General features: G+C 71.8%; 16 protein-coding genes, 1 tRNA gene and 1 other RNA gene. 14 read left to right on the top strand and 4 right to left on the bottom strand.

What is annotated here, in order from left to right:
* Positions 1-162: 162 nt before the first annotated feature.
* From pruA to GA0070214_RS05850, 10 genes are all read left to right on the top strand, one after another.
* Positions 163-1,791, top strand: a complete 1,629-nt coding sequence (pruA, locus tag GA0070214_RS05895) for an L-glutamate gamma-semialdehyde dehydrogenase (RefSeq protein WP_091261381.1) — start codon at positions 163-165, stop codon at positions 1,789-1,791.
* Positions 1,792-1,967: 176 nt separating this feature from the next.
* The gene (locus tag GA0070214_RS05890; protein ID WP_091259995.1) at positions 1,968-2,483 is read left to right on the top strand and encodes a PadR family transcriptional regulator; all 516 of its coding nucleotides are present in this window, start codon (positions 1,968-1,970) and stop codon (positions 2,481-2,483) included.
* A gap of 45 nt (positions 2,484-2,528) precedes the next feature.
* Positions 2,529-3,650 carry a peptide chain release factor 2 gene (prfB, locus tag GA0070214_RS05885; protein ID WP_091259991.1) on the top strand — a complete coding sequence of 374 codons (1,122 nt, stop codon included), beginning with the start codon at positions 2,529-2,531 and terminating at the stop codon, positions 3,648-3,650.
* Positions 3,651-3,768: 118 nt separating this feature from the next.
* Positions 3,769-4,449, top strand: a complete 681-nt coding sequence (ftsE, locus tag GA0070214_RS05880; protein WP_091259988.1) for a cell division ATP-binding protein FtsE — start codon at positions 3,769-3,771, stop codon at positions 4,447-4,449.
* A gap of 62 nt (positions 4,450-4,511) precedes the next feature.
* Positions 4,512-5,387, top strand: a complete 876-nt coding sequence (gene ftsX / locus GA0070214_RS05875) for a permease-like cell division protein FtsX (RefSeq protein ID WP_091259985.1) — start codon at positions 4,512-4,514, stop codon at positions 5,385-5,387.
* Positions 5,388-5,518: 131 nt separating this feature from the next.
* Positions 5,519-5,998, top strand: coding sequence for an SsrA-binding protein SmpB (smpB, locus tag GA0070214_RS05870; protein ID WP_091261380.1), 480 nt, complete (start codon positions 5,519-5,521; stop codon positions 5,996-5,998).
* Between the two features lie 104 nt (positions 5,999-6,102).
* Positions 6,103-6,478, top strand: a transfer-messenger RNA (tmRNA) gene (gene ssrA / locus GA0070214_RS05865).
* 83 nt (positions 6,479-6,561) lie between these two features.
* Positions 6,562-7,227, top strand: coding sequence for a hypothetical protein (locus GA0070214_RS05860; protein ID WP_091259983.1), 666 nt, complete (start codon positions 6,562-6,564; stop codon positions 7,225-7,227).
* A 118-nt stretch (positions 7,228-7,345) separates the two neighbouring features.
* Positions 7,346-7,798: a hypothetical protein gene (locus tag GA0070214_RS05855; RefSeq protein WP_091259981.1), complete on the top strand. Its 453-nt coding sequence runs from the start codon at positions 7,346-7,348 to the stop codon at positions 7,796-7,798.
* 40 nt (positions 7,799-7,838) lie between these two features.
* Positions 7,839-8,822, top strand: coding sequence for a hypothetical protein (locus tag GA0070214_RS05850; protein WP_091259979.1), 984 nt, complete (start codon positions 7,839-7,841; stop codon positions 8,820-8,822).
* Between the two features lie 4 nt (positions 8,823-8,826).
* Here the strand turns inward: GA0070214_RS05850 and mdlC are convergent, their stop codons facing one another.
* On the bottom strand, positions 8,827-10,422 hold the full coding sequence (gene mdlC, locus GA0070214_RS05845; RefSeq protein ID WP_091259977.1) for a benzoylformate decarboxylase: 1,596 nt from the start codon (positions 10,420-10,422) through the stop codon (positions 8,827-8,829).
* Positions 10,423-10,532: 110 nt separating this feature from the next.
* A complete protein-coding gene (locus tag GA0070214_RS05840; RefSeq protein ID WP_091259975.1) occupies positions 10,533-11,336 on the bottom strand; it encodes an S-methyl-5'-thioadenosine phosphorylase in 804 nt (267 codons plus the stop codon).
* Positions 11,337-11,468: 132 nt separating this feature from the next.
* Between GA0070214_RS05840 and GA0070214_RS05835 the strand changes: the two genes are divergently transcribed.
* On the top strand, positions 11,469-12,059 hold the full coding sequence (locus GA0070214_RS05835) for a YqgE/AlgH family protein (protein ID WP_091259972.1): 591 nt from the start codon (positions 11,469-11,471) through the stop codon (positions 12,057-12,059).
* An 89-nt stretch (positions 12,060-12,148) separates the two neighbouring features.
* A tRNA-Ala gene (locus GA0070214_RS05830) sits at positions 12,149-12,221 on the top strand.
* A 92-nt stretch (positions 12,222-12,313) separates the two neighbouring features.
* Here the strand turns inward: GA0070214_RS05830 and GA0070214_RS31740 are convergent.
* Complete coding sequence (locus GA0070214_RS31740; RefSeq protein WP_167364205.1) at positions 12,314-12,472, bottom strand: hypothetical protein; 159 nt, start codon at positions 12,470-12,472, stop codon at positions 12,314-12,316.
* On the opposite strand from GA0070214_RS31740, the gene GA0070214_RS05825 reads away from it, so the two are divergent.
* Positions 12,465-12,815 (top strand): ArsR/SmtB family transcription factor, encoded by a 351-nt coding sequence (locus tag GA0070214_RS05825; RefSeq protein ID WP_244167573.1) that lies wholly within the window; start codon positions 12,465-12,467, stop codon positions 12,813-12,815. The two genes, GA0070214_RS31740 and GA0070214_RS05825, sit on opposite strands and share 8 nt — an antisense overlap.
* A 17-nt stretch (positions 12,816-12,832) precedes the next feature.
* Here the strand turns inward: GA0070214_RS05825 and GA0070214_RS05820 are convergent, their stop codons facing one another.
* Positions 12,833-13,354, bottom strand: a complete 522-nt coding sequence (locus GA0070214_RS05820) for a winged helix-turn-helix transcriptional regulator (RefSeq protein ID WP_091259970.1) — start codon at positions 13,352-13,354, stop codon at positions 12,833-12,835.
* 70 nt (positions 13,355-13,424) lie between these two features.
* Here GA0070214_RS05820 and GA0070214_RS05815 point away from each other — a divergent pair, with 70 nt between their 5' ends.
* Positions 13,425-14,069, top strand: coding sequence for a dihydrofolate reductase family protein (locus tag GA0070214_RS05815; protein ID WP_091259968.1), 645 nt, complete (start codon positions 13,425-13,427; stop codon positions 14,067-14,069).
* The last annotated feature ends 11 nt before the right edge of the window (positions 14,070-14,080 follow it).

The raw sequence follows: 14,080 nt of genomic DNA, 5'->3' as shown, positions 1-14,080 counted from the left end.
CCGGGGCGGTGGAGGCGGGGCCGGCCCCCTCGCATGGAAGAATTGGCCGAGGTCCCGCCGCCGCGACCGGTACACCGCGCGGCGCCCGGCAGCCCGGCCACCCGGCCGGGGGCCCGCGGGGCCGATTTCGCCACCGCCGTCGAGATCGCACAGGAGCCTGTGATGGACGCCGTGTTCTCCGTACCCGAGCCGCGCAACGAGCCGGTCCACACCTACGAGCCCGGCAGCGCCGAGCGGGAGCGGCTCCAGCGGCGGCTGGCCGACCTGGCCGCCGAGCGGATCGACCTGCCGATGACCATCGCCGGCGAGCAGCGGATGGCCGGCGGCGCCCCGATCGACGTGGTCCAGCCGCACAAGCACGCCCACGTGCTCGGCGTGACCGGCCACGCCAACCACGACGACGCGCGCGCCGCGGTCAAGGCCGCCAAGGACGCCGCGCCGATGTGGCGGGCGCTGCCGTTCGAGGAGCGCGCCGCGATCTTCCTCCGCGCCGCCGACCTGCTCTCCGGTCCCTGGCGTGACACGCTCAACGCGGCCACCATGCTGGGCCAGTCCAAGACCGTGGTCCAGGCCGAGATCGACTCGGCCTGCGAGCTGATCGACTTCCTCCGCTTCAACGTCTACTTCGCCCGCAAGCTGCTGGCCGAGCAGCCGATGTCCTCCCCGGGCGTGTGGAACCGCTTCGACCACCGGCCCCTGGAGGGCTTCGTCTACGCGGTCACCCCGTTCAACTTCACCGCCATCGCCGGCAACCTGCCCTCGGCCCCGGCGCTGCTCGGCAACACCGTGGTCTGGAAGCCGGGCCCGACCCAGCAGTTCGCCGCCCACTTCACCATGCGGCTGTTCGAGGCGGCCGGCCTGCCGCCCGGCGTGATCAACATGGTCACGGGGCGCGGCGAGGAGGTCTCCGACGTCGTGCTGGCCGACCCCGACCTGGCCGGCATCCACTTCACCGGGTCCACCAAGGTCTTCCAGCACCTGTGGAAGACGGTCGGCGACAACATCGCCCGCTACCGGGGCTACCCCCGCCTGGTCGGCGAGACCGGCGGCAAGGACTTCGTGGTGGCGCACAGCAGCGCCGACGTGGACGCCCTGCACACCGCGCTGATCCGGGGCGCCTACGAGTACCAGGGCCAGAAGTGCTCGGCCGCCTCGCGGGCGTACATCCCCCGGTCCATCTGGGAGGGCGGGCTGCGCGACCGGCTGGCCGCCACCGCCGACTCGCTCACCTACGGCGACGTCACCGACTTCAGCAACTTCGGTGGGGCCGTGATCGACGACAAGGCGTTCGGGCGGCACACCGCCGCGCTGGAGCTGATCAAGGGCGACGCCAGCTGCACGGTCCTGGCGGGCGGCACCGCCGACGACTCGGTCGGCTACTTCGTCCGGCCCACTCTCTTCGAGTGCTCGGACGCCGCGCACGAGACCTTCACCACGGAATACTTCGGCCCGATCCTCGGGGTGCACGTCTTCGACGACGCCCGCTTCGACGACGTGGTCCACCAGGCCGAGTCGATCGCGCCGTACGCGCTGACCGGGTCGATCTTCGCGACCGACCGCCGGGTGGTCGACCAGGTGGCGGAGAAGATGCGGTACGCGGCCGGCAACTTCTACATCAACGACAAGCCGACCGGCGCGGTGGTCGGGCAGCAGCCGTTCGGCGGCGCCCGGGCCAGCGGCACGAACGACAAGGCCGGCTCCTGGCACAACCTGGTCCGCTGGATGTCCCCGCGGACGATCAAGGAGACCTTCGTCCCGCCGACGGAGCACGGCTACCCGCACATGGGCTGACCTGCGCAGGGTCGCCGGTGACGCACCCAGTGTCACCGGCGACCGGCCGGCCGGGGGAGGGCCGCGACGTCCCCGGCGGACTGTCGTCCGCCGACAGTGCACATCGGACCAGCCAACGGGTGGCTAAAACGGCAAATCCTGGACGCCAGGTCCGACAAAGTGGCAGCTTAGAGGGCATGGCGGATTCCGGAGTCAACCCGACGGCGGCGGCCCTGCTGGGCCTGCTGCACGACGGCCCGATGACAGGCGGCCAACTGATGGCCGCCGCCGAGCGCCGGTTGGCGCCGTACTGGTCGATGACCCGCAGCCAGGTCTACCGCGAGCTTCCGGTCCTGGCCGAGAAGGGTCTGGTGCGGCTCGGCAAGCCCGGGCCACGGTTGAGTCAGCCCTATGCGATCACCGCGTCCGGAAAACGGACATTCTCCCGCTGGCTGGCGGAGAACCCCGGCCGGGACACGATCCGTAACCCGATAGCGCTACGGATCGCCTTCGGCGGCCTGCACTCGGCGAGCCAGCTCAAGAACCTGTACGCCTCGGCGAACGAGTACCACACCGAGGCCCTGGCCGCGGTGCGTGAGCAGGTCAAGAACGCCAAGAAGGAGGGCGACAACTACGACGCCAGCGCGCTGGAGTTCGCCGTCGCCTACCACCGGGCCGCGCTGTCCTGGCTGAAGAGCGCCCCGGTCGGCTGACCACCTGCCGCAGCTACGGCGACCCAGGCAGTAGTCTTGTCTGTCGTGACCGCTGCCGATTACGCCGAACAGCTCAAGGAACTCGACGCCACCCTGCGCAACATCGAGGCCGTGCTCGACCTCGACAAGCTGCGCGAGCAGAAGGCCCGCCTGGAGCAGGAGGCCTCCGCGCCGGACCTGTGGGACGACCAGGCCAAGGCGCAGCAGGTGACGTCGCAGCTGTCGTACGTCAACGGCGAGATCTCCAAGCTCGGCACCCTCCGCTCCCGGCTCGACGACGCCGGGGTGCTGCTGGAGCTGGCCCAGGCCGAGTCCGACCCCGGCACCCTCGCCGAGGTCGAGTCGGAGATCACCGGGCTGACCAAGGCCATCCAGGAGATGGAGGTCCGCACCCTGCTCTCCGGCGAGTACGACTCCCGGGAGGCGCTGGTCGCCATCCGGGCCGGCGCCGGCGGCGTGGACGCGGCCGACTTCGCCGAGATGCTGCTCCGGATGTACCTGCGCTGGGCCGAGCGGCACGGCTACCCGACCGAGGTCTACGAGACCTCGTACGCCGAGGAGGCGGGCCTCAAGTCGGCCACCTTCACGGTCAAGGTGCCCTACGCCTTCGGCACGCTCAGCGTCGAGTCCGGCACCCACCGGCTGGTCCGGATCAGCCCGTTCGACAACCAGGGCCGCCGGCAGACCAGCTTCGCGGGCGTCGAGGTGCTGCCGGTGGTGGAGCAGACCGACCACATCGAGATCCCCGAGAACGAGTTGCGGATCGACGTCTACCGGTCCTCCGGCCCGGGCGGGCAGAGCGTCAACACCACCGACTCGGCGGTCCGGATCACCCACATCCCGACCGGCATTGTGGTCACCTGCCAGAACGAGAAGTCCCAGCTGCAGAACAAGGCCTCGGCCCTGCGGGTGCTCCAGGCCCGGCTGCTGGAGCGTAAGCGGCAGGAGGAGCAGGCCAAGCTCCAGGGTCTGAAGACCGACGCCGCCGGCTCCTGGGGCGACCAGATGCGCTCGTACGTTCTGCACCCTTATCAGATGGTGAAGGATCTGCGGACCGAGCAGGAGACGGGCAATCCGTCCGCGGTCTTCGACGGCGAGCTGGACAGCTTCATCGAGGCGGGTATCCGCTGGCGGAAGCAGCAGCAGCTCACCGCTGACGGTGCGTGATCGATCTCGGACGCAGCGCGTCATCGATCTCTGCCTGACCGGCTGAATCGACGACGCGACCCGCTTCTGAGGGGCTGGGGGCTTGGCTCTCCGGTTACACCGCGTAGACTCTCGACCCGTGATTCAGCTTGAGCAAGTGACGAAGACGTACCCGAAGGCGTCCCGGCCTTCGCTCGACAACGTGTCCGTCTCGATCGAGAAGGGCGAGTTCGTCTTCTTCATCGGTCCATCCGGCTCCGGCAAGTCCACGATCATCAAGATGCTGCTGCACGAGGTCACCCCCAACAAGGGGCGGGTCATCGTCAACGGCAAGGACGTCACGTCGATGCGCTCCTGGAAGCGACCCCACTTCCGGCGTTCCATCGGCTGCGTCTTCCAGGACTTCCGCCTCCTGCCGAACCGCACCGCCTACGAGAACGTGGCGTTCGCGCTGGAGGTGATCGGCAAGACCAAGGCGGTTGCCCGCCGGGTCGTGCCGGAGGTGCTGGAGCTGGTCGGGCTCGGTGGGAAGGAGCACCGCTACCCCCACGAGCTCTCCGGTGGTGAGCAGCAGCGTGTGGCGGTGGCCCGGGCGTTCGTGAACCGGCCGTTGATCCTGCTGGCGGACGAGCCCACCGGAAACCTCGACCCGGACACCTCGATCGAGATCATGCGCCTGCTGGACCGGATCAACCGCACCGGCACGACCGTCGTGATGGTCACGCACGACTCCAACATCGTGAACCAGATGCGCCGCCGCGTCATCGAGATCGAGAGCGGCCGCATCGTGCGCGACCAGGCCCGCGGCGTCTACGGCTGAGCCGCTGACCCGCAGCCCCTGACGACGAACACCTCACGCCGGAGAGCCGGAGGAATATCCCGATGCGGATGAAGTACGTCCTGTCCGAGGTACTGGTCGGACTGTGGCGAAACGTCACCATGACCATCGCCATGATCATCACCATGGCGGTGTCGCTGTTCATGCTGGGCGGCAGCGGCCTTCTGTACCAGAAGGTCGGTGACATGAAGGACCTCTACTACGAGAACGTCGAGGTCTCGATCTTCCTGAAGACCGACGTCAACGACCAGCAGCGGACCGACCTGCAGACCAAGCTCGAGGCCGACCCGCTGATCAAGGAGGTCACGTACGTCGACAAGACGGAGGCGTACAAGCGCTTCCAGCAGATGTACGCGGACGCGCCGGATCTGGTCAACGCGGTCAAGCCGGACCAGCTGCCCGAGTCGTTCCGGCTCACGCTGAACAACCCGGAGCAGTACAAGAACATCTACGACGAGTACAAGGCCTCCGAGGGCATCGACACGATCGTCGACCAGAGCAAGCTGCTCGACAAGGTCTTCGGCGTGCTCACGGGCTTCCAGAACGGTGCCCTCGCGATCGCGATCGTGATGGCGATCGCCGCCCTGCTGCTGGTCGCCAACACGATCCAGGTGGCCGCGTACAGCAAGCGGCGCGAGGTCGCCGTCATGAAGCTGGTCGGCGCCTCGAACTGGTTCATCCAGGCGCCGTTCGTGCTGGAGGCGGTGGTCGCCGGTCTGATCGGCTCGATCCTCGGCCTCATCGCGTTGATCACGTTGAAGACGGTCGCGGCGGGGAGCTCGATGGCGGCCCTGGAGGGCCTGATCACCCCGATCTCCTGGTCCGAGATCTTCCTGACGTTCCCGCTCATGGCGGCCGTCGGTGGCCTGGTCAGCGCGGTCACCGCCTGGGTCACGCTCCGCTTCTACCTGCGGGTCTAGTTACCGGTACGGCTCTCCGAGGGCCCTCCCGCGCCGGAATAAACGGCGCGGGAGGGTCCTTGTCATTCGGGTAGCATGATCTCGCTCCGCGGCCGGTGGTCGCGGGACGGACCGGGAAGGGGGTGGCGCCGATGCCACGGGAAAAGGGTCGCAAGGTGGTCGCCTCCAACAAGAAGGCGCGGCACGACTACGCCATCCTCGACACCTACGAGGCGGGCATGTCGCTGACCGGCACCGAGGTCAAGTCGCTGCGGGCCGGGCGGGCGTCGCTGGTCGACGCATTCGCCCAGGAACGCGACGGCGAGCTCTACCTGCACGGCATGCACATCCCGGAGTACACCCAGGGCACCTGGACCAACCACGAGCCCCGGCGGACCCGGAAGCTGCTGCTCAAGCGGCTGGAGATCGACCGGCTGATCGGCAAGACCAAGGAGAGCGGGCTCACCATGGTCCCGCTGCAGGTCTACTTCTCCGACGGCTGGGCGAAGGTGGAGATCGGCCTGGCCCGGGGTAAGAAGTCGTATGACAAGCGCCAGGACCTCGCCAAGCGGGACGCCGACCGGGAGATCGCCCGGGCGGTGGGCCGGCGCGGCAAGGGCATGAGTGAGTGAAACATCCGGTTTGTCCGGGAGCCGGCCTGCGGCGGGCCTCGGAATGAATCCGGTTGCGCCAGGCGTTAGGCTTGGTGATGCTGCCGACAGGGGCAGCCCGTCGAGGGGGTGACTGGTTTCGACTTCGTACGTTGCGGCAGGGGAAGCGAGCCGAGGAAGCCGACGTCGTCTCGAGAATCGTTCGTCGGAAACCAATAAGCGCCAAGAACAATCGCGCTGACTTCGCTCTCGCCGCCTGAGGCGAGTAGCAAGTCTGTCGGCCTGGGAGCGCCTTCGACCCAGTTAGCCGGCATCAGCTAGAAGGCTGGCCAACCGGACCCGGTCGCGGGGTCCGTGCGGCGAGATCAATCAGCGACTGGGCCCGTCACACCGACTCGCTCGCGTGATCGGAGGGGCCGAGTAGAGGCACAGCGAGCTGCGCTCGGAGAAGCCCTGACAAGGCGGCGAAGGACCCGGGTTCGATTCCCGGCACCTCCACCACCTGACCTGTGCGCCCCGGTCCACCCGGACCGGGGCGCACAGTCGTCTCCAGGCCCGTGGCGCCGGCGTTCTAGGCTCCGCCTGTGACGAACGAGCGGATCCGACTCTCCGTCGGCGCGGCGTCCGGCCAGCGCGCCGGGGCCGCCGTGGTGGGTGTCCTGTTCACCGCCCTCGGTGCGGCCTTCGTGCTGCTGCCACTGGTCGCCGAGGGGTTGCTGCGCCGGGTCACCGGCTTCGGCGACCCGGTCCCCTCGTACGACGACGTGCGCGACCTGCCGCCCGAACTGCTCCCGCCCGACCTGCACGGCGGGACCCCCGCCGCCGCGCCCACACCGCTGCGCTACGCCGGACTCTGCGGGATCCCGTTCGTGCTGCTCGGGCTCTACCTGGTCCTGCGGGTGCTGCGCACGGCCGCCTGGCTGGACGGCACCCGGGCCTCGGTCCGCGGTGCGCTCGGCACCCGTACCGTCGACCTGGCCACCGCCGAGGTGCGCGGCGGCGCGGTCGCCCACCGGGTCGGCGACGACGGCGTGGTGCGGGTGCCCACCCTGATCGCCCGCGACCGGGAGACCGGCCGGCGGGTCACCATCCCGTTGCAGGGCCCGGGGCTGGGCGCCCTGCCCCCGTACGAGCTGCGGGCGCTCGCCGAGGCGATCACCGCCGGCCGGCCGGACCAGGGGCGGGACGCCGACGCGCACGTCCTCGCCGGCCGCCTGCGCGCCATGGCGGGGAATCCGCTGGGGCTGTAGGGGCTGGTGTGACCGGTGGGGCGCACGGGGCAGATGAGCCGGCCGCACCCGCTGGACAGGTCGGGGAGCCGGGTTCACCATCGCTGTACGCGGTAGCACAGCAGCGCGGGAGGTGCCCATGGTCACCAGTCCGATCCAGCAGCCGGCGACCGTCACCGCCGTGCCCCATCCCCGGCCCGCCCTCGCCGGCGACCTGTGTGCTCTCGTCCGGGCGCTCGCCGCGCCGCCGGCGGAACCGGGCTGGCGGGAGCACCTGGTGGGCCGGCTCGGCCCGGTCCGGCGGGGCTTCGCCGAGCACGTTCGGCTCACCGAGGGCCCGGCCGGCCTCTACGCCGAACTGCTCCACCAGGCACCCCGGCTGGACCGGGGCGTACGGCTCCTGGCCGACGAGCACGTCGCCATCGCGGCGGCGATCGTCGCGCTCCAGCACGCGGTGCGGCTCCCCGCGATGCCCGCCGAGGAGCTGCGGGAGCTGGTCCGGACCCTGCTGCGGGCGCTGGACCGGCACCGGCAGCGCGGCGCGGACCTGCTCTGGGAGGCGTACCAGGCCGACCTGGGCGGGGAGGACTGACCGGCGGGAACCGGCCGGCGGAGTGCCGCGTCCAACCGGCATGCGTCGCTCTCTCGCCCTGCTCGGGCTGCCACTCCTGGTCCTGGCCGGCTGCGCCGCGCCCGGCGCCGACCCGGCCGCCCCACCGGCCGCCGGCTCGGGCGGTGCGTCGGTCTCCGGTCCGGACCACCGCTGGGAGGCGTTCGGCCGGCGGGCCGCCGAGGTGGCCGACGCGTGGCGCCCCGGCCCGGCGTGGCGCAGCGGGTACGTCCCGCTCGACGAGGCCACCGTGCTGGCCGGTGACCCCGGCTTCACCGACGAGACGAAGCAGGCCTTCCTCAACGGCTGGTACCGGGACCAGGTCGCCCTGCCGACCGCCCGGCCCGCCGACGGGACGATCCGCTTCCCGGACGGCGTCCTGCGCGTCCCGCTGGTCAGCGCCGCGGACGCGTACGCCCAACTGGACCAGGGCGACCCGCCCCCGTGCGAGGGCCGGCCCAGCACACCCGGGCCGGGGCGGCCGAAGGGCGGCCCGACCATCGAGCCCGGCCCGGACGGCTGGGTCGCCACCCAGGCGCCCAGCCCGTGCATCCCGCTCACGGTCACCGGGGTGACGCTGGGCAGCGCGACGGTGCGTACCAGCCGGGGCGAGGCCAGCGTGCCGGCCTGGCTGTTCACCGTGGAGGGTCTCCGGGCGCCGGTGGCCCGGCTCGCCGTGGCGCCCAGCGCGGTCGGGACCGCGCCGGACGGGGTGGCGCCGAGCCGCCCGGCGGACGACGGTGTCGTCGGGGCGATGGACCTGCAGGCGGTGAACGGGAACCGGGTCGAGTACCGGGTCGGCACGGGCGCCTGCGACGGCCAGCCCACGCCGCTGGTGCTGGAGCGGGACGACGTGGTGGTGCTGGGCGCCGGGGTGGTCCGCTCCACCGGGCCCTGCACCATGCAGCTCGTGCTGAAGCCGCTGGCCGTGACGCTGAAGGCGCCCCTCGGCGGCCGGGCGGTGCTCGACGTGGCCGGCGGCACCCCGCTCGTCGTGCGCCGCTGACCGGTTACAGGAGCCGCGGCACGTCGGTGCTGATCGGCACCGGCAGCACGGTCGGCCGGTCGGCGGCCAGCGCGGCGGCCAGCGCCGGGCCGATCCGCTCCGGCGACTCCACCACCTCGGCGGCGCAACCGTAGCCGCGCGCCACCGCGGTGACATCCAGCCCCGGCAGGTCCAGCGCCGGCACCCCGGGCGTGTGCTTCAGCTCGGCGAACGCCTTGAGGATCGCGTACTGCCGGTTCACCGGGACCACGACGGCGAGCGGCAGGCCGAGCTGCGCGGCGGTCCACAACGCCTGCACCGAGTAGTGGAACGAGCCGTCGCCGACCACCGCGACCACCGGCCGGCCGCGCCCGGTGTCCCGCTCGGCCAGCGCGATGCCCACGGCCGCCGGCAGGCCGAACCCGAGGCCGCCGCTGGCCATGGTGAAGTACGACCGGGGCCGGCCGATCCGCAACCGGCGGCGCAGCGCGGCCAGGTTGGACGGAGACTCCTGAACGAGCACCCCGTCGGCCGGCCACTGCCGGGCCAGCGCGTCGAAGAGGGCGTCGGCGCTCGGCGGATCGGCCGCCTCGGGTGGCGCCGGGGCCTCCCGGGCCGGCGGCGTGGAACGATCCGTCGGGGGCAGCAGCTCCACGAGCTCCGCCATGGTCAGCCCGGCCTCGCCGAGCAGGCTCTCCCCGACCGGGGCCCGGGCCGCCTCGTCCGGGTCGTCGGTGACGTGCAGCAGCCGGGCTTCGCCGGGCAGGTAGTCGCCCGGCACGTGCGGGTAGTAGCGGAACACCGGCGCGCCGACCACCAGCACCGTGTCGTGGCCGCGCAACGCCTCGGCCAGCGGCCCGATCGCGTACGGCAGGACGCCCCGGAACTGCGGATGGTCCTCGGGGAAGACCGCCCGCTCCGGCGCCGGGGCGGCCCAGACCGGCGCGGCCAGCCGCTCGGCCAGCGCCACGGCGGCCGGCCAGGCGTCGGACCGGTCCACCGCCGCGCCGAGCACCAGCACCGGAGCGCGGGACGCGGCCAGCGTGGCGGCGAAGCCGCGCAGCCGGTCCGGGTCCGGCGCGATCCGGGTGGCCACCGTGCGCACCTGCGGCGGCGGGTCGGCGGGCCGGTCCCAGTCGTCCATGGGCAGGGAGAGGAAGACCGGCCCGGTCGGTGGCTGCACCGCCGAGGCGTACGCCCGCATGAAGGCCGCCGGGATGTCCTGGGCGCGGGCCGGCTCGTGGGCCCACTTCACGTACGGGTGGACCAGCTCGACCGCCCGCGGGCTGGCCAGGCGGGGCTCGATCAGCAGCATCTCCCGGGTCTGCTGGCCGGCGCTGACGATCAGCGGCGTCCGGTTGTGCCAGGCGGTGACCAGGTTGCCCATGCCGTTGCCGGTGCCCGGGGCGGTGTGCAGGTTGACGTGCGCGGGGCGGCCGGTGGCCTGCGCGTAGCCGTCCGCCATGGCCACGGCCGACGCCTCCTGGAGCGCGTGCACGTAGCGGAAGTCGGCCGGGAAGTCCGTCAGGAACGGTTCCTCGGTGGAGCCGGGGTTGCCGAACACGGTGGTCAGGCCCAGCGCACGGAGCAGGTCGTAGGTCGTCTCGCGGACCGTTGCCATCGCCGGCTGCCTCCCGTCCCCCCGCGCGTGCCGGGGACGGCCCGGTGATCAGCTCCCCGACCAGCCGAATCTATCGGGCCGAGGGTGACTTTTCGGGCGCTTCCCGGCGCTCAGGGCAGCGGGAACGGGAGCTTGATCCCGTCCAGCGCCCGCCCGCAGGGGCAGTCCCGTTCGGCGGGCAGCGCGGCGACCGCGTCCAGCAGCACGCCACGCAGCCGGTCGGTGTTCTCCGCGAAGACCCGGAAGACCTCCTCCTGGGTGACCGACTCGCCCGCCTCGACGCCCGCGTCCAGGTCGGTGACCAGGGCGATCGAGGTGTAGCAGAGGGCCAGCTCGCGGGCGAGCACCGCCTCCGGGTGCCCGGTCATGTTGACCACCGTGCCGCCGATCGAGGCGTACCAGCGCGACTCCGCCCGGGTCGAGAAGCGTGGCCCCTCGACCACCACCACCGTGCCGCCGTCCACCGCGGGCACGCCACGCCCGGCCGCCGCGTCGAGCAGCGTGCGCCGCCCGGCCGGGCAGTACGGGTCGGCGAAGGAGACGTGCACCGCGCCCTGGTCGTAGTAGGTCTGCGCGCGCCCGCTGGTGCGGTCGACGAGCTGGTCCGGCACCACGAACGTGCCCGGGCCCAGCTCCGGCCGCAGCCCGCCGACGGCGCAGGGCGCCAGCACCTGGCGTACGCCCAGGGACCGCAGCGCCCAGAGGTTGGCTCGGTAGGGGATCAGGTGCGGCGGGTAGCGGTGATCCCGGCCGTGCCGGGGCAGGAAGGCCACCCGCCGACCGGCCACCTCGGCGATCGTGACCGGATCCGACGGCGCGCCGTAGGGCGTCTCCAGCACGTGCTCGGTGGCGCCGTCGAGGAGGGCGTACAGGCCCGACCCGCCGATCACCGCCAGTTCGGCCGTAGCCGCCATCCGGCCCTCCCTCGATCCCGTCGCGATCACCCGCCGGTCAGACCTTAGCCAGCGGGCGGACCGCAGGCTATGGTGCCTTGCATGGCGTTGACAGCGCGGTTGGTCGCCGCGTACGGCTGACGGGTGTCGGACATGCAGGGTGAGGGACAGGCGATCGGTGGCCGAGCCATGGATTCCATGACCGGGCGGCTGCTGGTCGCGACGCCTGCGCTGAAAGATCCGAACTTCGACCGTACGGTCGTGCTGCTCGTCGCCCACGAGCCCGGCGGCGCCCTCGGCGTGGTGCTGAACCGGGCCACCGAGGTTCCCGTCGCCGACGTCCTCGGCGACTGGAGCGACCTGGCCCGCCACCCCGCCGTGCTCTTCGAGGGCGGCCCCGTGCAGCCCGACTCGGCCATCTGCCTGGCGCGGATGCGCCACCCGATCAAGCCGGTGAAGGGCTTCCACCGGGTCTCCGGCGCGGTGGGCACCATCGACCTCTCGGTCGACCCGGAGAAGCTGCGCGACGCCGTCGGCGGGATCCGGGTCTTCGCCGGGTACTCCGGCTGGGGCGCGGGTCAGCTGGAGCGGGAGATCGAGGACGGGTCCTGGTTCGTGCTCGACGCCCTCCCCGGCGACGCCTTCGTCGACCGCCCGGACGACCTCTGGCCCATGGTGCTGCGCCGGCAGGGCGGCATGATGGCGGCGGTCGCCCACTTCCCCCCGGATGTGGCCCTGAACTGAGTGGCCGGCCGGGGCACCCCCGCGAGATGACCATGCCGACCGGCGTGTGTATAGTTCTCTCCGTGCCCGGGCGACCGGGCCGACCGCAAGGGGCCGTGGCGCAGCTGGTAGCGCACCACACTGGCAGTGTGGGGGTCAGGGGTTCGAGTCCCCTCGGCTCCACCTTCGCGATCAGGGCGTTCGTCGGACATGACGGACGCCCTTCGTCATTTCCGGCGCCGGCGCCTGCCCTGACGAGCTGGTGCTCAGCGCTCTCACGCCGCTCGACGCCAGGCGGTCCGGCGCAGGAGCCGGAGGCCGTTGAGGCCGACGATGACGGTGGAGCCCTCGTGGCCGGCGACGCCGAGGGGCAGGGGCAGGTTACCGACGAGGTCCCAGGTGACCAGGACGACGATGAACTTCCAGATGCCCAACGAGGAGCAGGTCCATCTGGCCGCCGAGGGCTTCCGGCTGCTCGCCGACCCGACCAGGATCAAGATCCTCTGGGCGCTGCTCCAGGGCGAGTCGTCGGTCGCCTGCCTCGCGGAACTGGTCGGCGCAAGTCCCACCGCAGTGAGTCAGCACCTCGCCAAGCTGCGCCTCGCAGGTCTCGTGAAGGGACGTCGCGAGGGCACCTTCGTGCACTACTCGGCCGCTGACAGCCACGTGCGGGCGCTGCTGGCCGAAGCCCTGTTCCACGCCGACCACGCCGACAACCCGGACCGACACGACGGGCACCCGCACGTGCACGAGCCGAGGCCGGCGGCGAACGTCTAGCCACGTCCCGGCCTCCGCTAGCCTCCGGAGGCCACCCGCTCGTAGGCCTGGGTCAGTTCGGCCAGGACGCCGTTGGTGGGCTGCGGCCGGCCGTCGAGGTGCGTGGCCCGGAGCTCGGCCATGAACCTCTCCCACATCTCAGGGCCACCCTCGGCGAGCAGCTCGGCGCGGATCGACAGCGCCGGTGAGGCCGGGAGCCACCGGGAGCCCCAGGCGCCGAGGTGCGCCATGAGGGGCACGAGTTCGATGGCCGCCTCGGTGAGGCGATAGTCGATCTTCTGCCGGTGGCTCGGTTCCTCGTGCCGGCTGAGCAGGCCCGCGTCCACGAGTTTCGACAGCCGGCTGGCGAGGATGTTCGACGCGATGCTCTCGACCGAGTTCGTGAGCAGTTCACGGAAGTGCCGGTGGCCGCTGAACATGACGTCTCGCAACACCACCAGGCTCCACCGGTCGCCCAGAAGCTCGACGGTCAGGTTGATCGGGCACCCCGATTTCCCGGCCGGCACGGGCAGCCGGCCGGCCCCGACTGGTTGCGTCATGCCACCAGCGTAGTACGGTGCTACCGGTTGTAAGTTGCAACCAGAGATCGTCGGCTCCGAGGGGGATCCCGTGCCACAGCTCTTGAGGGTGCAGTGCTTCAACGTGTCGCGTGACGGGTTCGGCACGGGCGAGGGGCAGAGCCTGGAGCGGCCCTTCGGCCACGCGGACCCCACCGCCCTGTTCTCCTGGCGCGCCGCCACCGCCAGCTTCATCTACCGCACCGAGCCCGGCGGCAGCCGTGGCCTGGACGACTACATCGTCCGCGACTACGACCGCAACATCGGCGCGGAGATCATGGGCCGCAACAAGTTCGGCCCCCAGCGCGGCCCCTGGGAGAACCACGAGTGGCAGGGCTGGTGGGGCGACAACCCGCCGTTCCACCTGCCGGTCTTCGTGCTCACCCACCACGAGCGCCCGTCGTTCACCCTGGCGGACACCACGTTCCACTTCCTCGACGCGAGCCCGGCCGAGGCGCTGGCACAGGCCAAGCAGGCCGCCGCCGGCCGGGACGTACGCCTCGGCGGTGGGGTCGCCACCATCCGCGAATTCCTCGAGGCCGACCTGGTCGACGAGATGCACATCGCCGTCGCGCCCGTCGACCTCGGTCGGGGCGAGCGGCTGTGGGAGAGCCACACCGAGCTGCTCGACCGCTTCCACCTCGAGTCGGTGCCCAGCCCGAGCGGGGTCACCCACCTGCTGTTCTGGAGGCGCTGACCACCAGCCCC

The organism is Micromonospora chaiyaphumensis (assembly GCF_900091435.1).
Taxonomy (GTDB): Bacteria; Actinomycetota; Actinomycetes; order Mycobacteriales; family Micromonosporaceae; genus Micromonospora; species Micromonospora chaiyaphumensis.
This window is presented reverse-complemented; position numbering and strand designations above follow the sequence as displayed.